The sequence below is a fragment of the Pedobacter sp. BMA genome (assembly GCF_001027745.1).
Classification (GTDB): Bacteria; Bacteroidota; Bacteroidia; order Sphingobacteriales; family Sphingobacteriaceae; genus Pedobacter.
Window position 1 is genome coordinate 54,474 of the sequence record NZ_LECU01000004.1, and the last position, 21,427, is coordinate 75,900.

The 21,427-nt window shown below is 40.9% G+C and carries 22 protein-coding genes; 13 read left to right on the plus strand and 9 right to left on the minus strand.

Going from position 1 to position 21,427, the window contains the following annotated elements:
* Nucleotide 1: 1 nt before the first annotated feature.
* The 6 genes from AB669_RS06560 to ubiE form a co-directional block, all read right to left on the minus strand.
* Nucleotides 2-664 (minus strand): CBS domain-containing protein, encoded by a 663-nt coding sequence (locus tag AB669_RS06560; RefSeq protein WP_047798524.1) that lies wholly within the window; start codon nucleotides 662-664, stop codon nucleotides 2-4.
* Nucleotides 664-1,428, minus strand: coding sequence for an alpha/beta fold hydrolase (locus AB669_RS06565; protein WP_047798525.1), 765 nt, complete (start codon nucleotides 1,426-1,428; stop codon nucleotides 664-666). Before AB669_RS06565 ends, AB669_RS06560 begins: the two co-directional genes overlap by 1 nt.
* 178 nt (nucleotides 1,429-1,606) lie before the next feature.
* Entirely contained in the window at nucleotides 1,607-2,053 is a 447-nt protein-coding gene (locus tag AB669_RS06570) for a GatB/YqeY domain-containing protein (RefSeq protein ID WP_047798526.1), read from the minus strand.
* Between the two features lie 44 nt (nucleotides 2,054-2,097).
* On the minus strand, nucleotides 2,098-2,856 hold the full coding sequence (locus AB669_RS06575) for an SDR family NAD(P)-dependent oxidoreductase (protein WP_047798527.1): 759 nt from the start codon (nucleotides 2,854-2,856) through the stop codon (nucleotides 2,098-2,100).
* A 93-nt stretch (nucleotides 2,857-2,949) separates the two neighbouring features.
* Nucleotides 2,950-3,747 carry an outer membrane beta-barrel protein gene (locus AB669_RS06580; protein ID WP_047798528.1) on the minus strand — a complete coding sequence of 266 codons (798 nt, stop codon included), beginning with the start codon at nucleotides 3,745-3,747 and terminating at the stop codon, nucleotides 2,950-2,952.
* On the minus strand, nucleotides 3,744-4,475 hold the full coding sequence (gene ubiE, locus AB669_RS06585; RefSeq protein WP_197082373.1) for a bifunctional demethylmenaquinone methyltransferase/2-methoxy-6-polyprenyl-1,4-benzoquinol methylase UbiE: 732 nt from the start codon (nucleotides 4,473-4,475) through the stop codon (nucleotides 3,744-3,746). The genes AB669_RS06580 and ubiE overlap by 4 nt, the downstream gene beginning before the upstream one ends.
* A 134-nt stretch (nucleotides 4,476-4,609) precedes the next feature.
* On the opposite strand from ubiE, the gene yihA reads away from it, so the two are divergent.
* The 3 genes from yihA to AB669_RS06600 are packed head-to-tail and all read left to right on the plus strand — an operon-like array spanning nucleotide 4,610 to nucleotide 7,817.
* Complete coding sequence (yihA, locus tag AB669_RS06590) at nucleotides 4,610-5,233, plus strand: ribosome biogenesis GTP-binding protein YihA/YsxC (protein WP_047798529.1); 624 nt, start codon at nucleotides 4,610-4,612, stop codon at nucleotides 5,231-5,233.
* Between the two features lie 14 nt (nucleotides 5,234-5,247).
* Nucleotides 5,248-6,105, plus strand: a complete 858-nt coding sequence (locus AB669_RS06595) for a UbiA-like polyprenyltransferase (RefSeq protein ID WP_047798530.1) — start codon at nucleotides 5,248-5,250, stop codon at nucleotides 6,103-6,105.
* Nucleotides 6,106-6,113: 8 nt separating this feature from the next.
* Nucleotides 6,114-7,817, plus strand: a complete 1,704-nt coding sequence (locus AB669_RS06600; RefSeq protein WP_047799028.1) for a M3 family oligoendopeptidase — start codon at nucleotides 6,114-6,116, stop codon at nucleotides 7,815-7,817.
* A gap of 125 nt (nucleotides 7,818-7,942) precedes the next feature.
* On the opposite strand, the gene AB669_RS06605 is transcribed toward AB669_RS06600, so the two are convergent.
* On the minus strand, nucleotides 7,943-9,163 hold the full coding sequence (locus AB669_RS06605; RefSeq protein WP_047798531.1) for an MFS transporter: 1,221 nt from the start codon (nucleotides 9,161-9,163) through the stop codon (nucleotides 7,943-7,945).
* 270 nt (nucleotides 9,164-9,433) lie between these two features.
* On the opposite strand from AB669_RS06605, the gene AB669_RS06610 reads away from it, so the two are divergent.
* Nucleotides 9,434-11,380, plus strand: coding sequence for an amino acid permease (locus AB669_RS06610; protein WP_047798532.1), 1,947 nt, complete (start codon nucleotides 9,434-9,436; stop codon nucleotides 11,378-11,380).
* Nucleotides 11,381-11,819: 439 nt separating this feature from the next.
* Here the strand turns inward: AB669_RS06610 and AB669_RS22100 are convergent, their stop codons facing one another.
* Together AB669_RS22100 and AB669_RS06615 are read right to left on the minus strand one after the other, a co-directional pair.
* Complete coding sequence (locus AB669_RS22100) at nucleotides 11,820-11,969, minus strand: hypothetical protein (RefSeq protein WP_156166696.1); 150 nt, start codon at nucleotides 11,967-11,969, stop codon at nucleotides 11,820-11,822.
* Between the two features lie 2 nt (nucleotides 11,970-11,971).
* Nucleotides 11,972-13,930 (minus strand): KUP/HAK/KT family potassium transporter, encoded by a 1,959-nt coding sequence (locus tag AB669_RS06615; RefSeq protein WP_047798533.1) that lies wholly within the window; start codon nucleotides 13,928-13,930, stop codon nucleotides 11,972-11,974.
* A 177-nt stretch (nucleotides 13,931-14,107) separates the two neighbouring features.
* On the opposite strand from AB669_RS06615, the gene AB669_RS06620 reads away from it, so the two are divergent.
* The 9 genes from AB669_RS06620 (at nucleotide 14,108) to AB669_RS06660 (ending at nucleotide 21,384) form a co-directional block, all read left to right on the plus strand.
* Nucleotides 14,108-14,638, plus strand: coding sequence for a T9SS type A sorting domain-containing protein (locus AB669_RS06620; protein ID WP_082120609.1), 531 nt, complete (start codon nucleotides 14,108-14,110; stop codon nucleotides 14,636-14,638).
* A 72-nt stretch (nucleotides 14,639-14,710) separates the two neighbouring features.
* Nucleotides 14,711-15,322, plus strand: a complete 612-nt coding sequence (locus tag AB669_RS06625) for a fumarylacetoacetate hydrolase family protein (RefSeq protein WP_047798534.1) — start codon at nucleotides 14,711-14,713, stop codon at nucleotides 15,320-15,322.
* 3 nt (nucleotides 15,323-15,325) lie between these two features.
* The gene (locus AB669_RS06630) at nucleotides 15,326-17,059 is read left to right on the plus strand and encodes a M23 family metallopeptidase (protein WP_053058311.1); all 1,734 of its coding nucleotides are present in this window, start codon (nucleotides 15,326-15,328) and stop codon (nucleotides 17,057-17,059) included.
* A gap of 152 nt (nucleotides 17,060-17,211) precedes the next feature.
* Nucleotides 17,212-17,676 (plus strand): thioredoxin-dependent thiol peroxidase, encoded by a 465-nt coding sequence (gene bcp / locus AB669_RS06635; RefSeq protein WP_047798535.1) that lies wholly within the window; start codon nucleotides 17,212-17,214, stop codon nucleotides 17,674-17,676.
* A gap of 57 nt (nucleotides 17,677-17,733) precedes the next feature.
* The gene (locus AB669_RS06640; RefSeq protein ID WP_047798536.1) at nucleotides 17,734-18,579 is read left to right on the plus strand and encodes a transketolase; all 846 of its coding nucleotides are present in this window, start codon (nucleotides 17,734-17,736) and stop codon (nucleotides 18,577-18,579) included.
* A 71-nt stretch (nucleotides 18,580-18,650) separates the two neighbouring features.
* Complete coding sequence (locus AB669_RS06645; RefSeq protein WP_047798537.1) at nucleotides 18,651-19,607, plus strand: transketolase family protein; 957 nt, start codon at nucleotides 18,651-18,653, stop codon at nucleotides 19,605-19,607.
* A gap of 90 nt (nucleotides 19,608-19,697) precedes the next feature.
* Complete coding sequence (locus AB669_RS06650; RefSeq protein ID WP_047798538.1) at nucleotides 19,698-20,258, plus strand: RNA polymerase sigma factor; 561 nt, start codon at nucleotides 19,698-19,700, stop codon at nucleotides 20,256-20,258.
* A 33-nt stretch (nucleotides 20,259-20,291) separates the two neighbouring features.
* Complete coding sequence (locus AB669_RS06655; RefSeq protein ID WP_047798539.1) at nucleotides 20,292-20,942, plus strand: hypothetical protein; 651 nt, start codon at nucleotides 20,292-20,294, stop codon at nucleotides 20,940-20,942.
* A 4-nt stretch (nucleotides 20,943-20,946) separates the two neighbouring features.
* Complete coding sequence (locus AB669_RS06660; RefSeq protein ID WP_047798540.1) at nucleotides 20,947-21,384, plus strand: hypothetical protein; 438 nt, start codon at nucleotides 20,947-20,949, stop codon at nucleotides 21,382-21,384.
* The last annotated feature ends 43 nt before the right edge of the window (nucleotides 21,385-21,427 follow it).

Sequence of the window (21,427 nt, forward strand, 5' to 3'; positions counted from 1 at the left end):
TTTATACATTTAAATAGTTCATAAACGAATCATATCGTTCCTGAGAACCATCATCAACCTGGGTGTTGTTATAAACTTCTTTTACCAGGTAATTATATCTTTCGAATGAAGCCACAAGAGAAGTGATTTCAGTTTTATTCACTTTTAATGTCACTTCCAAACGGGTAGAATTCTCGAATGAATTAACATACGATGAAAGAATCTGAGCATTATCGGCTTCAACAATCTGCGAAATGTGGGCAAGTGAATTGTCACGGTTGCTGATTTCCAGCACAATGATTCCACCAGGCTCGTTCACCGCATATTGTCCGGCTACAGCGTCAATCACATTCTCATAGCTAACTGCACCGAGATAATTTTTCTGCTGATCCAAAACCGGTAATAAGGTTAATTTTAACTGGCTCAACAGCCTGATCACATCATAGGTATGTGCATCGTTGAGTACAAAGGCATTATAAGTTCGAACCGAAGCGTCACTAAGCAAGGTATCATGATCAGTAAGGTTCAGCAAATCATCTTCCGCAACCAGCCCCACCAAAGCAGCATCGTTAACAACAGGCAAATGTCTCAGCTTAAATTCATTTAAGCGGTCAAGGGCCTTTTGAACGGTGTCATCAATCTTTAGTGATGGTATAGCATACGATATGATTTCTTCAGCAAACATTATTTAAGTAAAATCCTGTCTAAAAATTTTTCTAAGTAAGCATTAAATACCTCGGGATGTTCCATCATCGGTGCATGCCCGCATTTATCTACCCAGTTTAGCTCGGAGTTTGGCAATAATTCGTGAAACTCTTCAGCCACTTCGGGCGGTGTAACTTTATCGTTTTTTCCCCAGATCAAAGAAACGGGAATGGTAATTTTTGAAAGTTCCTTACCCATGTTATGGCGGATAGCCGATTTGGCCATGGTTAGGATCCTGATTACACGCGAGCGGTCGTTAACTGTTTTGAACACATCGTCAACCAGTTCTTTTGTAGCAGTAGCCGGATCATAAAAAGTAAATTCTACTTTTTCTTTAATGTAGTCGTAGCTTTCGCGACGTGGAAAAGACCCACCAAAAGCATTCTCGTATAAACCAGAACTTCCGGTTAGTACCAACGCCTTTACAAACTCCTGGTGCGCAACCGTAAATACCAGGCCAACGTGCCCGCCTAATGAATTGCCTACCAGTACAACCTGATTAAGGCCTTTAAATTTCAAAAAACGGTGGAGATAGCGTGACAAGGCTTTAACGCCAAGGGTTAAAATCGGGAGGTCATAAATGGGCAAAATCGGGATCACAACATTGTAGCGGTCTTTAAACTGTTCAATTACAAGCTCCCAGTTGCTCAACTCGCCCATCAGGCCATGTAGCAATACCAGCGTCTCGCCTTTTCCAGCTTCAATGTATTTAAATCCTTCTTCTTCTATTACCTGGTATGTCATATTGTTTTAGATGGTATTGTGCACTAAGTTAGTAGAGTAAAATTAATTTTTCGCATTTATATGCCATTTTTATGAAATAAAAACGAAAACGGTACAAAAATGCCATTTGCAAGGCTTAGTGAAGGTTTTCGGGGCGTTTTATATCCTGATCCGTTAAACCGCTAAGCCTCATCCCAGCTTAATTGAGCTTCTCCTTTACAATCTCCGCAATTAATTTACCATCTGCTTTACCGGCAAGTGCTTTGTTAGCCATTCCCATTACCTTCCCCATATCCTTAACCGATGTAGCACCAGATTGTTTGATCACGTCTTCAATAATTGCGGCAACTTCTGCCCTGTCCAGCTGCTTTGGCAAAAACTGGTTGATTACATTAATTTCCTCTTCTTCAACCTGATATAAATCTTCGCGATTTTGTGAGCGGTATATATCTGCTGATTCGCGACGTTGCTTAATCAGTTTCTGAAGAATCTTCAGTTCCGTTTCTTCGGTGATTTCTTCCGAAGAGCCTTTTTCTGTTTTTGCCAGTAATAAGGCCGCTTTGATTGCTCTTAAACCTCTTAATTGTGCATTATCCTTAGCCAGCATGGCTTTTTTAATTTCCTGATCTATGGTGTTTGATATCATGTGGAGATTGTTTAATTGATGAAATGATTGAGTGGAGTATGCAATTAACTCCTGTTCACTATTGTTGCTGTGGCCTGCGCCGTTGGCATAATCAGCATATCGTTGATGTTTACATGTTTCGGGCGACTTACTACATACCAGATGGCATCTGCAATATCATCTGCGATGAGTGGCTCAAAGTTTTCATAAACTTTTTTGGCCCGCTCTTCATCACCCTTGAATCGCACGACAGAGAATTCTGTTTCTACCATACCGGGGTTGATTTCTGTAACCTTAATTCCATGAGGCAGCAGGTCGATCCTCATCCCTTTACTCAAGGCATCTACGGCATGCTTGCTTGCACAATATACATTTCCGTTTGGATACACTTCTTTCCCGGCAATAGAGCCAATATTAATGATATGTCCTGACTGGTGTGGAATCATCCAGTTTGATACTATTTTAGTGACATAAAGCAAGCCTTTTACATTTGTATCGATCATGGTATCCCAATCACTGATGTTGCCGGCATTTACCGGCTCTAAACCCTGACTTAAACCCGCATTATTAATGAGCACGTCTACCTTTTTCCAGGCATCGGGTAAGCTTTCAAATGCTTCGGTCAGCTTCCCATTATCGCGTACATCGGCCAGTACTTCCTTTATTTCGATAGCATATTTATCTGCAAGATGATGTGCAATTTTAGACAGCCGTTCTTCGCGACGGGCAACGAGAATAAGTTGATAACCTTGTTGGGCAAATATATGTGCGCAAGCCTCGCCTATACCTGAGGTTGCACCCGTGATTAATGCAATTTTAGACATATTTATGAATGTTAAGTCCGGATAAACCCTTTAAGCAACCTGCGTTTTGGATTACCCGCTGATGGCAAAGGTAAGTTTTTTTGAATTCTGCAGCTATTGAAAAATCAAACTGAACGTTAATTGACGTAATTTCAACTTATCAATGGGATTGGCATAAACCGTTGGATCGTGCTGCAACAAATCACCGGCAGAATAGGATAGTTTAATTTCAGGCGACATTTTAAAATACTCAAAATAAAAGTCGAAACCTATCCCCGTTTCGTACGACAAGTAGTTTCTGTTATTCTTAAGCAACTTATTTGCCGGCGTTTCGCCCTCATCAAAGGTTTTCTTTTTCGATGCAATATCTATGGAGTATTTAGCACCCCCCAGCCAATAAGCCCGGAAATTGTTTAACCTGTTAGACTTCACCTTGATACCCAATGGAAACTCGAACATGGTAGCCTGAACTTTTTTATCAACAACCGTCTGAAAATACTTGGTCTGGCCGTTTCCCACACTAACCGGTTCCTTAGGTTCATATTCATACTGCACTACCCTGTCGCTAAAAATCAATGACGGCGTTGCGCGGATATCAAAGTTTTCTGCCAGCCTCCTGTTCATGACAAAGCCTAATCCAAAACCCTGGGATGGCGGACTAGATATGGCATTCAGCGTGTTGGTAACCGGTAAACCTGAATTCTGATCGTAAGAAACATCCAGCGAATTGGGCACCTCATAAAACGGGGCCCTCCAGTTGGAATTTTTCAGGATTTTATATTCTGCAGAAATGTATTGGAAATTAAACCCGAAACTCCAGTCCTCATCATCTATACCCCCGCCCCAGTTCTGGGCGAATGAAGTGTTGGCGACAACGATTAAAGTGAGAATGAGGCTTAATTTTCTTATCATTTAGTTCCAACGTAGATTGAACTTATTCCAAACGTTAAAATACGCTGTTTGGTACTTTTGAAACCGACTTTTTCCATGAGGGTTGTAAAATCCGTGCCATCAGGGAAAGCAGCAACCGATTCTGGTAAATAGGTATATGCCCTGGCATCCTTGGAGAACATTTTTCCGAAAATAGGCAGCACATTTAAAAAGTAAAAGTTATACAATTGTTTAACCGGAAATACTTTAGGCTTTGAAAATTCCAGAATCACCATCTTTCCTTCGGGCTTTAATACCCTGAACATATCATTAAGACCTTTTTCAAGATTTTCAAAGTTACGCACGCCATAGGCACATGTAATGGCGTCAAAGGTATTGTCTTCAAAATGCAGGCCTTCAGAATCCCCTACCTGAACAGAGAATGTTTCACTTAAACTCCGTTCATTGATTTTCTTTTTGGCCACTTCCAGCATGCCTTCTGAAATATCAACGCCGATCACTTTCTCAGGTTGAAGTTTCTTAATGGCCTCAAAGGCAAAATCACCTGTACCAGTAGCAACATCCAGTAAATTACGCGGATGAATGGAAACCAATTCTTTAATGGCCTTTTTGCGCCACAGTACATCAATTCCCAGAGATAGGAAATGATTTAAAAAATCGTAGGTACCTGAAATATTATTAAACATGGTAGCAACCTGTTCTTTTTTGGCTGCATCCTGCATTTGATATGGAGTGATATTCTGATTCATGATGTATGGCAAAGATAAGTTTATTGTTGAACTGTTTAAATTGTTTTAATCGGTTAATTGTCAAATGCGCAACAGTTAGCGCCTTAAACACATCAAAGGCGCAACCATCCTTACAAAATTGCTACATTTGCACCATGGTTATCAAAACGGCAACATTTGTTTGCAGCAACACCCAGATTTCGGCTTTACCGGCACCAACAATGCCCGAGTATGCTTTTATTGGCCGCTCAAACGTAGGCAAATCTTCATTGATCAATATGCTGGTTAACCAGCATGGATTGGCAAAAACTTCTCAACGCCCGGGTAAAACCCAGCTAATCAACCATTTTCTGATTAATGAGTCGTGGTATATTGTCGATTTACCAGGTTATGGGTATGCAAAGGTTTCCAAAACCAGCAGGGAAAAATGGGAAAAATTTATCCGGGCTTATATCACCAAAAGAGAAAGTTTACAGTGCGTTTTTGTATTGATCGATAGTCGCCTGGAGCCACAACAAATTGATATCGAATTTTGCTACTGGCTGGGTGAAAAACAAATTCCATTTTCTTTAATATTTACAAAGGCAGACAAACAAGGCATGACCACTACGCAAAAAAATGTGGCTGCATTCAGGAAAAAGCTTGGCGAATTTTTTGAAGAAATCCCCGCAACCTTTATTACTTCGGCAGAAAAAGGAAACGGAAAGGATGAAGTCTTAAATTTTATCACCGAAGTAAATGAAGATTTCGTTGTCCCTAAAGATTATAAGAGGTTTTAAAATTATTAGTTTCAATGAAAAAATACTTTTCACTCGTATTATTCGCTCACTCTGTTTTTGCATTACCCTTTGCCATGATTGGCTTTTTCCTGGGGGTTACCACCACAGAGAATCCTTTCTCCTGGTATAAACTGATTCTGGTATTGCTCTGTATGGTTTTCGCACGTAATTCGGCAATGGCTTTCAACCGGTATCTCGACCGCAATATTGATGCAAAAAACCCCCGCACTAAAATGCGTGATATTCCTGCCGGTAAGGTTTCTGCGGGCGAGGCTTTGACATTTGTGATCATCAACTGCTTATTATTTGCAGCAACGACATACTTTATTAATCCCCTTTGCTTTTACTTGTCGCCCGTAGCCCTGTTTGTGGTATTGTTCTATAGCTACACCAAAAGGTTCACCGCATTGTGCCATTTGGTACTTGGCTTAGGCTTGTCCCTCGCCCCCATTGGTGCATATATCGCTGTAACCGGTCACTTTGCCCTCGTTCCGGTGTTGTATTCATTAACGGTGTTATTTTGGGTAAGTGGATTTGACATCATCTATGCTTTGCAGGACGAAGATTTCGACCGTGAAGAAAATTTACATTCCATTCCTTCGGCGCTTGGCATTAAAAATGCTTTAAACGTATCAGTACTACTGCATGTGTTTTCAGCGGCCTGTGTAATCCTTCCCGTGTTTTTCACCACTTTCAGCTGGGTGTATTACATCGGAATTGTATTCTTCTGCGCCATGTTGGTTTACCAGCACCTGCTCGTAAAACCAAACGACATCAGTAAAGTAAACAGGGCCTTTCAAACCCTGAATGGTTATGCATCAGTGGTATTTGCCATTTGCTTTTTAATTGATGCATACCTTAGAAATAAGTAATGAATATCATGATAGAAAAAAAGATCAGAACATATATCCCACAGGAATTATCCATTACCTGGGAAAGCCTGGCACCACTTTTTAATGAGTTGCAGGGCCGCGAAATTAACAGTGTTGATGAACTGGAACAATGGTTAAAAGACCGTTCGGAATTGGAAGCTGCGCTGGAAGAAGATTTCGCCTGGCGTTATATTAAAATGAGCTGCGACACAGCCAATGAGGAACTGGTTAAAAACTTCCAGTACTTTGCAGAAGAAATTGAACCAAAAATTTCTCCCCTTTCTAACGAGCTGAATAAAAAATTCGTGGAGAGTCCTTTTATGGATGATCTTGACAAGGAGAAGTTCTTTGTATACAGCAGGGCAATTAAGAAAGCACTGGAAATATACCGTGAAGAAAACATCGAATTATTTACGCAATTGCAGGTTAAGCAACAGAAATATCAGGGCATCACCGGTGCCATGAGCGTTGAAATTAACGGGCAGGAATATACACTGGAGCAGGCATCAATCTTCATTAAAGACCTGAACCGCGAGGTGCGCGAAAATGCCTGGAAAACCATCCAGCAGCGCCGCCTGATTGATAAAGACGATCTGAATGTTTTATTCGATGAACTGATCGGATTGCGTAATCAGGTAGCCTTAAATGCAGGCTTCGAAAATTACCGCGATTACATGTTTCAGGCATTAGGTCGTTTTGACTATACGCCACAGGATTGCTATGACTTTGCAAATGCCATTGAAAAGGAAATTGTTCCTATTTTAAAGGAGCAGGCAGAAAAACGCCGCGAAGCATTGGGACTTGAAACCTTAAAACCGTGGGATCTGGAAGTTAGCGTAAGTGGTAAACCTGCTTTAAAGCCATTCAACAATGGTGAAGAACTTATCGACAAGAGTATAGCCTGTTTTAATGCCATAGATGAAAAACTTGGGGTTAAGTTGGCAACCATGAAGGCCAACGGCCTGTTCGATGTGGAAAGCAGAAAAGGTAAGGCACCAGGAGGCTATAATTATCCACTTGCAGAAACCGGCGCTCCGTTCATTTTCATGAACTCAGCAAACTCCCTTCGCGATTTAACCACTATGGTTCACGAAGGCGGCCATGCCATCCATACTTTTCTAACCGCAAATTTAGAGCTGAACGACTTCAAGCACTGTCCTTCTGAAGTGGCTGAACTCGCATCAATGAGTATGGAGCTAATTTCAATGGACAAATGGGATGTTTATTTCGACAATGAAGAAGACCTGATCCGTGCTAAAAAAGAACAATTGGCCGATGTATTGAAAACGCTGCCATGGGTAGCCGTGATTGATCAGTTTCAGCATTGGATATATACCAACCCGGTACATACAGCGGCAGACAGAGAGGAAACCTTTAAACAGATTTACAACCGCTTTGGTGCCGGTTTTGCCAATTGGGATGACCTGGAGCAGCAATTTGGAAATGTATGGCAAAAGCAGCTGCATTTATTCGAGGTACCTTTTTACTATATTGAGTATGCGATTGCACAATTGGGAGCGATTGCCGTATGGAAAAATTACAAAGAAAATCCACAGCAGGCTTTAGACCAATATCTGGCTGCGCTATCACTAGGTTATACCAAACCCATGAATGAGATTTATGAAACTGCTGGTATCAAATTCGACTTCAGCGCAGAATACGTGAAAGAACTGGCTCAGTTTGTTAAAGAAGAGCTGGAGAAATTGGGTTAGCCGCTTAGTAAAAATTTCATTAATATGTCTCCCGCAGATTACACAGATGCACCCAGAAACTAATCTGCGAAAATCAGTGAAATCAGCGGGAGATTTTATTTAATTTTATGAAATCATTTGCCGAACTAGCCCTCCTCTTTGCCCCTCGTTCGCATAATCAACAACATCACCAGGCCCGAAAGCAAAATCATAACCAGGTAGCTAAAACTTAAGTTGCGCTCATCTTTGGCGGGAAAGAAATTCACTACACCATAACTGAGAAAAGAAACGATGACATATGTAATTCCACCGGTTAAACCACCTGCGATACCTGCATTCTTTGGAAACTTACTCAGGCAAAAAGTAAAATAATTGTTAAAGGTATAGCCTGCACCAATGTGGATAATGAAAGCAAAAAAGATCAGCGAGAATAAATTGCTGATGAAATTCAAGCTCAAAATCATCAGTATCACGAATAACAGCTGAAAAAGAGAGTTAATAGCCAGCCGTTTGAAAAAAGGACGGTTGATGGTTGCCTTCCCGATAAAACCGCCAACCATCCAGGCAAAGCCCAAAACTAACGAACTGTAGCCTGCAATAACAGGTGAAAGATTAAGATGGTGCTCGATAATGAATGGCCCGGTCATATTATACACCATCACCATACAATAAGCTAAACCCAACATTACAATCCCTAAAGTAAAACTCGTGGTTTTCACCATTTGAACATAAATCCCCATGATTTTTTTCAACTGGAATTCGGTAAAGTGCTTTAATGTTTCACCACTGTAAATCAGCTCCAGCAAGGCAAAAACAAGGGCAAAACCAGCTAGAAAATAGAAATTGGATTCCCAGCCAAAAGCCGCCTGCAGGTAACCACCAACAAAAGGTGCAACAATGGGCCCGGTCGACCAGATAATAGAAAACAGACTCAGGTAATGCTTCAGTTTATCTCCTGTAAACAAATCAACAAAATATGCCCGCTTGGCCACTACAATCCCTCCAACTGATAATCCGTGAATAACCCGCATCAGATAGATGAGATAAATATTATGCGTAACGGCAATCACCAGACTCGCTGCTGCAAAAATCAGCAACGCATAAAGGCAAATTTTATATCGGCCAAAACTATCGAGTAAACTGCCTACAAATAATTGGGCCACACCGTAACTGATCAGGAAGATACTCAAAGTAAGCTGAACCTGCACACTGCTCACGTTCATATCCCCCGCCATATTGGGCAGTGATGGAATATAGATATCTGTTGCAAAGCCCGAAAGCGGAAGCAAAGCAAAAGCAAGTAACGTGGCTATTCCGTGATTCTTCTCTTTGATGTAAGATGCCTTTAAGCCCGATGGTGTCGTCATAAATTCAAATATTTGTGCCTTTCTTATGAAGGTGGCAAAAGTAGTATTTTATGACTTGCGGGCACGCAAACACGTTAAATAAACACATACAGATTACATTAACAATGTGTTTTGACATTGACCACAGAAAACTGGCCGAAAGAGAGATTATTTGCATCGTTTTCGCCATTCAGACTTGCTAGAATATCAGTGTAAAGAAATTAATATCCTGCTTTAAACGTTTTTAACCGATATTTTCCTAAGTTTGAAGAATACAACAAGCAAACTGAAATGTTCGAAAAGCTATTTAGAAAAAAATCTATTTCCAAGATATTAAAAGATGCAGCAAGCGGTTATGGCGATCATGAAAATACACTTCACAAAACCTTAGGTGTACGGGATTTAACGGCATTTGGTATAGCAGCAATTATTGGTGCAGGTATTTTCAGCACCATTGGAAAAGCAAGTGCAGATGGTGGTCCCGCAGTAATTTTCTTGTTTATTTTTACTGCAGTTGCCTGCAGCTTTGCAGCATTTGCCTATGCAGAATTTGCCTCTATGGTTCCTGTTTCAGGTAGTGCTTATACCTATTCCTATGTAGCCTTTGGCGAGCTGGTGGCCTGGATCATTGGCTGGTCGCTCATTATGGAATATTCCATAGGAAACATTACGGTAGCCATCTCGTGGTCAGACTATTTTACAGGTCTGCTTTCCACTATAAAAATACCTTTTCTGGGCATTAATGGCATCCATGTTCCTGATTGGGCAACAATGGATTACTTAAGCGCCTATAACGGGCATAAACATGCAGAAGCGCTACTGGCTGCAGGCAAAAACCTGAATGGCCTGGATGCCGCAACAGCATTAGCCAACAATGCATGGCTCACTGCCCCGCAAATTGGCAGTTTCCACCTGGTTGCCGATCTCCCTGCACTGGGTATTATCATCCTGATTACCTGGTTAATTTACCGGGGTATGAAGGAAAGTCGCAACGCCAGTAATGCGATGGTTGTGGTGAAACTGGCAGTCATTTTACTGGTTCTGGCTGTTGGTATCTTTTATGTGGATACCAAAAACTGGGATCCCTTTGCTCCAAATGGTGTATCTGGAATTTTGAAAGGTGTATCAGCTGTGTTTTTTGCATACATTGGTTTTGATGCCATTTCAACTACTGCTGAAGAATGTAAAAATCCGCAGAGAGATTTACCCCGCGGAATGATGTGGGCCATTATTTTATGTACCATCTTATACGTGGCCATAGCACTGGTATTAACGGGAATTGTAAAATCTGATACGCTTGCTGTGGGTGATCCTCTTGCATTTGTATTCGATCAGATCGACCTTAAACTGATGAGTGGGATTATCGCCGTAAGTGCGGTATTTGCGATGGCCAGTGTACTGCTGGTATTCCAGATGGGTCAGCCCCGCATATGGATGAGCATGAGCCGCGATGGTTTATTGCCAAAATCATTCTCCAAAATCCATCCCAAATACAAAACACCTTCATTTGCCACTATTGTTGTGGGCTTTGTAGTGGCGGTTCCATCGTTATTCATGAATTTAACGATTGTAACCGACTTATGTTCTATCGGAACTTTATTTGCCTTCGTATTGGTATGTGCAGGTGTACTGGTATTGCAAAACCGTCCGGATGTACAACGAGGTAAATTTAAAATACCTTATGTAAACAGCAAATTTATTGTTCCGGTTGCATTTATTGCTGCACTCACTTTTGCCTTCATACAATATGGTGCTGAAACAAAGGCATTCTTTCTTAACTCGCCAAAAACCGTTACCACGGTAAACTTCCTCACCTCATTAAATGGTGATGAGTTGAAAATAGTGAAGGAAGAAATCGTTAAAGATGCGGCACCACAGATCATATTGGCCGACAAAGTAGATGCTGAATCTTATCTAAGCGCGTTGCCGGGCGATCGCTACGAGCAGTTCATATCAGCATCGAAGATTTCCATCGAAAAGAGATATGAAAGTGGATGGGGCTTATTCAAGCATAAAATACCGATGTGGATTTTTCTCATCATTTGTGTAATCATCTCTTTCTACTGCATCACTAAAAATCTTTCGCTAATCCCTGTTCTGGGCTTAATCAGCTGTTTGTACATGATGTGTGAACTTGGCATCTCAAACTGGATTGGGTTCGGTATATGGCTTGTCATTGGCTTAGTGGTTTATTTCGCGTATGGCTACAAACACAGCAAGCTCGCTTTGGAAAGTTAATCTGTAATACAAAGAATTTAGGCCCGTCAGTTGATCGTAACTGATGGGCTTTTTTATGCCCTTGATTTTAGCTGATTAATTTCTGCGTGCATCTGCGTAATCTGCGGGAAATAGTTTAGTAAAAATATAAATCTCCCGCTGATTGAAAACATAATTCTCCCGCTGATTTCGCTGATTTTCGCAGATTACTATCTGCGCAATCTGCGGGAAATAATTTAAAAAAACGAAAACTGCCAGAAAGGCAGATTAACAGGGGCTTAGTGCGGGGTTAACAAGGGATTAGCAGGGGGTTAATAGGGACAATTCCCTGTCAACATCCTGCCAAACTACTGTCAACACCCCATCAATCCTAATTCACTATTGAATCCTGAAACCACACAGATGGGCACAAAAAAGCCCTTCATAAAAGTGAAGGGCTGATGATGAAATATGATATTGTTTATTTCTTAATAAAGCCTAGCGCAGTAATCAGCACCAGGCCTATGCCCGATGCGATCATGTAGACATTACCATAAGGGAGGTGATAAACCTTGGCGGCTGGGCCTGCTATAAACAGGCATATGCCCAGTATTAGAATTGCTGTTCTCATGATTAAACCGGCAATCGGTGGAGCTCGATATCGTCTGGCGTAACAAAGATAAGCGGAACCTTTTCTACATCAACATAACTGCTGTCCAATCCAAAACTCCGTTCTTCAGATAAACTGAGTTTCTTCAATATGAAATAATAATCCATAATGGTGCGCTCGTAAAAGCTCAGCTTGGTAAATTTCGAAAGGTGTTTCTCCAGGATTACAAAACGGAAATCGCCCGCAATTTTATGTTTATTCAGCGAGGTATATTGACTGGTAATATCGATCTCCCCGTTTTTCACAAGCTCTTCAACCACTTTACGGTACAGCAGGTTTACCCGTTGCTCAATTCTGAAGCCTAATCTGAAATCGATCCTGATCAGCTTACCTGGAATAAGGAATTCAACTTTATAATCCAGGGTATAAGGTTCGTCCATTACGTCAACGTGAACAAGCCAATATACGTCAGCACGTTTCGGCTCTTTCTGAATAATGGAATATATGATTTTCGACTCAATTTCAGTTTTGAAGTTTGCACTTGTTAAATAAACAAGCTGAGACGAATATTTAGGTACACTTTCATCACCACTTAACTCACTTAAAATCTGATAATAATCTTCTATTTCTACGTATTTTACAAAACGGTTCTTAATTTTCCGTGCCACAAACCAGCTCCACATCACAGTGAACAAAAAGGAACCAATCATTACAGTTACCCAGCCACCATGAAGGAATTTAGTTAAATTACTGATTAAAAATGTACCTTCAATGATCACATAAGTGAAGAAGAAAATAGCAATCAGGTATTTTGGAAAACGCCTGCTTCTTAAGTAAAAGCTCACCAGAATCGTGGTCATTAACATCGCTATGGTAATAGACAAGCCATAGGCGGCATCCATGCTTTCGGATTTTCTGAACAACAGCACGATTCCGCAGCATCCAATCCATAGCATCCAGTTAATTGATGGCACATACAACTGGCCTTTTGAAACTGATGGATACACGATCTTGATCTTTGGCCAGAGATTTAAACGTACAGCCTCGGAGATTAAGGTAAATGATCCGCTGATTAACGCCTGACTGGCAATTACAGCGGCCATTGTAGCCAGGATCACCATCGGAATCTGAAAATGATCGGGAACAATCTGAAAAAAAGGATTCATTTTGGCTCCCGGAACATATGTGGAGCTGTTGTGCAACACCCACACTCCCTGCCCAAGGTAATTCAGGATCAGCATCAGCTTCACGAAAATCCAGCTGATGCGGATGTTATTTCGTCCGCAATGGCCCAAATCAGAGTAAAGGGCTTCCGCACCCGTTGTACATAAAAATACGCCACCCAGAATAAGAAATGCCAGTTTGTTGGTGACAAGAAGGTGTATAGCCCAATAGGGATTAAATGCACTGAAAATACTGAGGTCTTTTACAATATAGGAAACGCCCAAAATTCCCAGTACAGCAAACCAAACGAACATTACCGGACCAAAAAGTTTCCCAACCAGATTGGTTCCGAACTGCTGAATGATAAAAAGTATGGTGAGAATGACCAGAACAATTGGAATAACCTGAATGTCGAATTTTCTGGTTAGCCCCTCAATTGCAGACGTTACGGTAATACTGGGCGTGATAATACCATCGGCAAGTAAAGCGCACCCTCCTACTACTGCAGGAACAACGAGCCATTTGGCCTTTTTACGTACCAGAGAAAAAAGAGAAAAAATACCACCTTCACCCTTATTATCGGCCCTTAAGGTAATGATCACATATTTGACTGTCGTTTGTAATGTCAGCGTCCAGATGATGCAGGAGAGCACTCCGAGTACATTTTCAGGATTGATATCTTGCCTGCCGCCCAGAATTGTTGTAAAGATTGCATTGAGGGTATAGAGCGGAGAAGTACCGATATCACCGAACACAATTCCCAAACTAATCAGCACCCCACCGGCGGTTAACGCATTGACATTTTTATGATTTGACATGTCATTATATTTTTAAGTGGGGCAAAAGTAAAAAACTATAACAAATTAACAACCAAATTATTGTGTATTTTTCACACTTTGAAAAACAATTTTTATTGTTAAATTGTGTTAAATTATGATTATTGAATAAAATGTTTAATTTCTTTGTATTAAATTAATAACTTTGTTCTACTATTGATGAAACTTTACACTAAGATAACGTTGCTCGCGAAATTGATGTGCACATTGTGCATTGTTTTGCTATGTAGCGTAAATTCCTGGTCGCAAGAAGTTGATAGTATTCATATTACCCTGAAAGGGAGAACAAAGAAAGTAAGCAGGGTTCCTGAAATAAAGGCCAATATCCAACCTTATAAGCCGTTATACATGTCGATTGGTGGAGCCGCTATGTTTAACACTTACTCCAACACCACAAAAAACACTTCCGTTGCTGCAAAAGATAAACTTTTAACAATCGTTAAAATTTACCCTAACCCGGTAGAAGATCAGTTGAATGTGATCCTTTCAATCGGAAAAGACAATACCCAGACGACCATCAAAGTGATTGACCTTTTAGGGAATGAAGTGGTTACACTTCTAAACGAAAGATTAAATTCCGGCGACCAGACCAAAAGTTTCACTATTCCCAGCAGAGTAAACGCAGGCATTTACTTTTTAAGGGTAATTGCCGGTTCGGAAAGCCAGGTAAAAAGGATCTCTGTTTTATAACATCATTTTCTTTTCTATTTTTGAAACCATGGGCTTGTCCCGTTTGTATTGCTATACCCTAATATTATAAAAATGAAAATCATTGCCGTAGGCCGCAATTATGCCGAACATGCCAAAGAACTGAACAATCCGGTTCCCACCACTCCCGTAATCTTTATGAAGCCGGATACGGCATTGTTAAAAGACAACAAGCCTTTCTATTTACCCGATTTTTCAAGCGATATCCATTTCGAACTTGAAGTGGTGCTCAAAATATGTAAAGAGGGTAAACACATTGCAGAGAAATTTGCGGGAAACTATTTCGATGAAGTGGGACTAGGTATTGACTTTACTGCACGCGATATTCAGAGTAAACACAAGGAAAAAGGTTTGCCCTGGGAACTGGCCAAAGGCTTTGACAATTCTGCGCCGGTAAGCATCTTTTTACCAAAAAGCGATTTTGAAGATCTTTATAACCTAAATTTTGAGCTGAAAGTAAATGGTGAAACCCGTCAACAGGGACATACTAAAGATTTATTGTTCTCGTTCGAGAAACTAATCAGCTTTGTTTCGCAATACATTACGCTTAAAAAAGGTGATCTTATTTTCACCGGAACACCGGAAGGCGTTGGCAGAACAAACAAGGGCGATAAACTCGAAGCCTGGCTGCAAGGTAAACAACTTTTAAATTTTGATGTAAAATAAAGCATGATTAAATCCCATATCCTGAATATCACCAAGTTTTTTATCTACATTTTACTTCTATTTACATTCAACCCGTCTGGTGCACAGCAGATTTTCACCAGTAATAAATACCCGATTACGGATTTCAGGCAACCTTTAGACATTACGCCTCCTGCCCTGGCTGGTTCATTCGGCGAAATACGAGGTAACCACTTCCACTCAGGAATAGATTTCAGGACTAATCAAAGGGAGGGATATCCGGTTTATGCTGTTGCCGACGGCTATATATCCAGACTGAGGGTTCAGAACAGTGGCTTTGGCCAGGCACTTTATATCAATCATCCCAACGGTTTTACAACAGTTTACGGGCATCTGCAACGTTTTTCGCCCAAGATTGCTACTATTGTTAAAAACCTGGAGTACGAAAAAAAGTCTTTTGAAATAGATGAATTTCCTGATGCAACACTTATACCCGTGCGTAAGGGTGAGGTGATTGCCTGGTCTGGAAACCGGGGAAGCTCAGGTGGCCCCCACCTCCACTTTGAAATCAGGGACACCAAAACCGAAGAAACCATCAATCCACAGTTCTTTGGTATTGTGATCCCGGATAATATACCTCCTGTAATCCACGGACTATATGTTTACCGTTTGAACGGAAAATCATTTAATGAAGCAACACCAAAACAAGCCATCGCTATTACGGGTGCGGGAGGGCTTTATAAAGCTAGCGCTCCGGTTAGTTTAACCGGTGAGGTTGGATTTGGAGTAGTTACGACTGATCGCCATAACGGGATGTCGGGCACAAATGGCGTTTACTCCATCCAGCTGGAACTTGATGGCAAAATGATTTACACCTCAGCACTCGAACGCTTTGCGTTTGAAGATAGCAAAGCGATCAATTCGCACATTGATTATCCCACTTATCTGAATACAAAAAGGAGCATTCAGAAAAGTTTTGTCGACCCGGGCAATCCACTTAAAATTTATAGTGGCCTGATCAACAATGGCCGGATTAGTTTTAATGATGGCGCAACTCACCAGCTCCGGTATATCATCACCGACTCAAAAGGGAATGCATCTACGCTCTCTTTTACGGTGAACGCAGGGTTAGCCCCGGCAGTCACCCCTATGGTTCCAGGGGGAACTATCTATGCTTTTGGCAAAGAGAACGAATTTACCGGAGAGGGTGTAAAAGTGGTATTTCCAAAGGGAACTTTATACAGTGATTTGAACTTCAGTTATAAAAAATTACCAAAACCTGCAGGCAATGCATGGTCTGAAATACACCAGATTCACAACCGGTTTACGCCATTGCATGTAGGCTTTAATTTATGGATCAAGGCTGATCAGTTGCCTGAAGGTTTGCGTAACAAGGCATTAATTGTAAATAGTAACGGATCGGCACAAGGTGGATATTTTGAAGATGGGTATATTAAAGCCACGCCGAAGAATTTCGGCAATTTTTATATTTCAACGGATACAGTTGCACCAAGAATTACTGCAGTTAATATTTCCGAAGGGAAAAGCATGGCCGGTTTATCAAAAATTCTGTTTAAAATTAGTGACAACCTTTCCGGAATTAAAAGCTTTAACGGTTACATCGATGGCCAGTGGGCTTTAATGGAGTTTGATGCCAAAACGGCCACCCTTTGGCACAGCTTTGATGAAAGAACCGGTGCCGGCAAACACACACTGGAGTTAGTGGTAAGCGATTTAAAAGACAACGTGAGACGGTATACCGTACATTTTTCAAAATAGACAGGTAAAAGGTAAACAAATACGCACTCCAGGGGAATTTGAAACTGTGGTCTCAGTATCATCTTTTAACATTTACTGAACACTACTATCGGCTAAACTGTTTACCTTGCAAATTCTATCATTTACTCATTCAAAATTCAATCATTATAAACATGGCAGAGTTAAAGGAAGGTGATCAGGCACCTGATATTACATCAAAAGATCAAAACGGCAACACGGTATCGTTAAGCGATTTCAACGGGAAAACCGTTATTTTATATTTCTACCCAAAAGATGATACACCTGGATGCACAGCAGAAGCTTGTGATTTCAGGGATAATTACCAGGGTTTACAGGCAAAAGGCATTGTGGTATTAGGGGTAAGTGTTGATGACGAAAAGTCGCACCAGAAGTTTGTAACCAAGCATAATTTACCTTTTACCTTACTGGCCGATACCGATCAGAAAATTGTAACTGACTACGGCGTATGGGCAGAAAAAAACATGTATGGCAAGAAATATATGGGCACGGTAAGGACCACTTTTATCATTGATGAAGCAGGCAAAATTGCTCACATTATCAAGAAAGTAGATACCAAAAACGCCTCTCAGCAAGTACTGGAATTAATCAATAACTAATTATGATATAGCAAGTAAAATATTAACTTTGCTAGATAACAACAACCTCTTATTTTAATGAAACATACAATTAAAGAGCTAGAAGATATTGCTTCACAGATCAGACGGGATATCGTAAGAATGGTTCACGGATGTCAGTCTGGCCACCCGGGTGCTTCACTTGGATGTACAGACTTTTTTACCGCATTATACTTTGAAGTACTGAACCACAAAACAGATTTTACCATGGAAGGTGCAGGAGAAGATCTTTTTTTCCTTTCCAACGGACATATCTCACCAGTATGGTACAGCACACTTGCACACGCAGGTTATTTCGATAAAAGTGAACTGGCAACTTTCCGTAAGTTGGATTCGAGATTGCAGGGACACCCTACAACACACGAACACTTACCGGGAATCCGCATTGCCTCTGGCTCACTCGGACAAGGTTTATCAGTTGCCATTGGTGCTGCCCTTGCTAAAAAACTAAATGGCGATAAATCTTATGTTTTCGCATTATTAGGTGATGGCGAGTTACAGGAAGGACAAAACTGGGAGGCGGCAATGTTTGCGCCATTCAATAAAGTAGACCACCTGATTGCTTCTGTGGATTATAACGGTCAGCAGATTGATGGACCAACCAACAAAGTATTGGCACTGGATGATTTACAGGCTAAATTCGAAGCTTTCGGATGGCATGTAATCAATACAGACGGAAACGATATGCAGGCGATTGTTGAAGGTTTACATTATGCTAAAACCCTAACCGGAAAAGGCAAACCTATTTTAAACCTAATGAGTACGCAAATGGGTGCTGGTGTAGACTTTATGATGGGCACACACAAGTGGCATGGTACTGCTCCGAACGATGAGCAATTGGCTGTTGCTTTGGCTCAGTTACCAGAAACCTTAGGGGATTACTAATTTAGATTGGAGATGAGAGTTGTGAGATCGAGTTTCATAACTAATGTCTAAAATATCATATCGAATATATAATGAAAAAATACACATATACAGAAAAAAAGGATACACGTTCAGGATTCGGTGCTGGTTTACACGAAGCAGGCAAGAAAAATGAAAACGTAGTTGCTTTATGTGCCGATTTAGTTGGATCGCTTAAAATGGAGGCATTCATCAAAGACTTCCCTGAGCGTTTTACTCAGGTGGGGATTGCCGAGGCGAATATGATTGGTATTGCCGCCGGAATGACTATTGGTGGTAAAATTCCGTTTACAGGAACATTTGCCAACTTCTCTACAGGACGTGTTTACGATCAGATCCGTCAATCGGTAGCTTATTCTAACAAAAACGTTAAAATCTGTGCATCACATGCAGGCTTAACGCTTGGTGAAGATGGTGCTACACACCAGATTTTAGAAGATATAGGTTTAATGAAAATGTTGCCTGGAATGGTAGTAATCAACCCATGTGATTATAACCAAACCAAAGCCGCTACTATTGCGATTGCAGAGTACGAAGGACCGGTTTATTTACGTTTTGGTCGCCCGGTGATTCCGGTATTTACAGATCCTGATCAGAAATTCGAGATTGGTAAAGCCTGGATGGTAAACGAGGGTACCGATGTAACCATTATCGCTACCGGACATATGGTTTGGAAAGCAATTGAAGCTGGTGAAAAGTTAGCTGAGCTTGGTATTGACGCAGAAATTATCAATATCCATACCATCAAACCGCTGGATGACGAAGCGATTTTAAAGTCGGTTAAGAAAACAGGATGCGTGGTGACTTGTGAAGAGCATAATAAATTTGGTGGCTTGGGTGAAAGTGTTGCGCGTTTGTTGACAACTGAATTGCCAACTCCGCAAGAATTTGTGGCTACAAATGATACTTTTGGAGAAAGCGGTACACCAGACCAGTTAATGTCTAAGTACGGTTTAGATGCAGTGAACATCGTTGAAGCTGTACAAAAAGTAATCGGCAGAAAAAAATAATAGTTTTTAAATCACGAAGGCACTAAGCGCATCAGATATTCAAATCTGATGATCTTGGTGCCTTTATGGTAAATGAGATAAATTCCCTCGATGAAACAAGTTGAAGATTCAGAAATTCTTGCAATGTTTGCTGTCGAGAAGACCCGTAATGAGGCCTTTAACCTGCTGTTAAAAAAATACCAGCAGAAAATTTACTGGCACATCAGAAGGCTGGTTTTAAACCACGACGATTGCGACGACCTGATCCAGGAAGTGTTTGTAAAGGTTTGGAAAAACCTGGATAAGTTCAGGAGTGATTCGCAATTGTACACCTGGATATACCGTATCGCTACAAACGAATCCATCACCTTTTTAAACAAGCAAAAACAAAAAAACAACACGCCGCTGGATGAGGTATCTTCGGAACTAGCCGACAACCTCGTGGCTTCCTCCTATTTCAACGGGGACAAGCTGGAACTGAAACTGCAGAAAGCGATCCTGACCCTTCCCGAAAAACAACGCATTATCTTCAATATGAAATACTTTGATGACATGAAGTATGAAGAAATATCGGAAGTTTTGGGAACATCGGTAGGCGCCCTAAAAGCATCATTTCATATTGCTGCAAAAAAAATTGAAGCAATTATCACAAATGATGAAATTGACTTTTAAACCTTTTGCCAAAAATTAAATCATATATCTGTGATGAACGAAAATATTGATAATAACGATTGGAGAAAGGAAGCCCCCAGCCTGGCTGCAAGGGTAAAAAATAACCCTTTTATTACTCCGGATCATTATTTCGAAAGCGTAGAGGATAGTGTTGCATCGGCAATATTTTTAGATCGGCTGAAACAGGAAACCATTGAAAACCGGTTCGAGGTTCCACAGGATTACTTCGAGGCGTTAACGGAGCGTATTGAAACGCAAATCAGGCTTAGTGAAATTCCTCTGCCCCAGAATACCTTTGAGGTTCCTGAAAATTACTTTGATTCTTTACAAAACAGAATCACCTCCAGAATTGCGGCAGAGCAACCTAAGCCAGTGGCCAGGATAATTCCATTGTGGAGAAGAAACATCGTAAAGTATGCAAGCGCAGCCTGTTTTATCCTGATGGCATCGTTCGGTGCATATTTTTACCAGAATGACACTTCGGTTCCTTTAGCCACTACTAATGTATCTGATCTAGCAAACGAACAGTTATTGTATGATATTGATGAAAATACGATAATTGAGCACTTAGAGGCTGATACGAAAACATCATCAAATAATGCTTCTGCGTCAGATACAGAAGTGGAAAACTACATATTGAGTAATTTCTCTTCAAGCGATCTTACTCATGCATTAAATAATTAATTAAATGAAGAATTTATTATTCGTTGCTTTAATACTGTTACTGCCGGCAACTTTACTGGCCCAGCGACCTAAAGCCGAGGAAATTGAATCGCTAAAAATTGCCTACTTTACTCAGAAGCTGGATCTTTCCCCTGATGAAGCCAAAGTATTCTGGCCTATTTACAATAGCATGCAGGCCGAGCAGGATGCTTTACGCAAAGAGCGCATGCAGAAAATGATCTCTTTCAGAAAAACGACCGAGATTGATGACCTCACCGATGCGCAGGTTCAGAGCCTGATCATCAGCGAGTTTGATTTTAAACAAAGAGACCTTAACCTGGATAAAAAATATTATAACAAACTGAAGTCGGGTTTACCGATTAAGGTTGTAGGAAAGTTTTACAGGGCACAGGAAGGATTCAAAAGGGAATTGCTTAACCGCTACAAAGGCGGACCAAGATAAAAGGGAAGACTTGCAGGAATGCAGGTCTTTTTGTTTAAAGGAC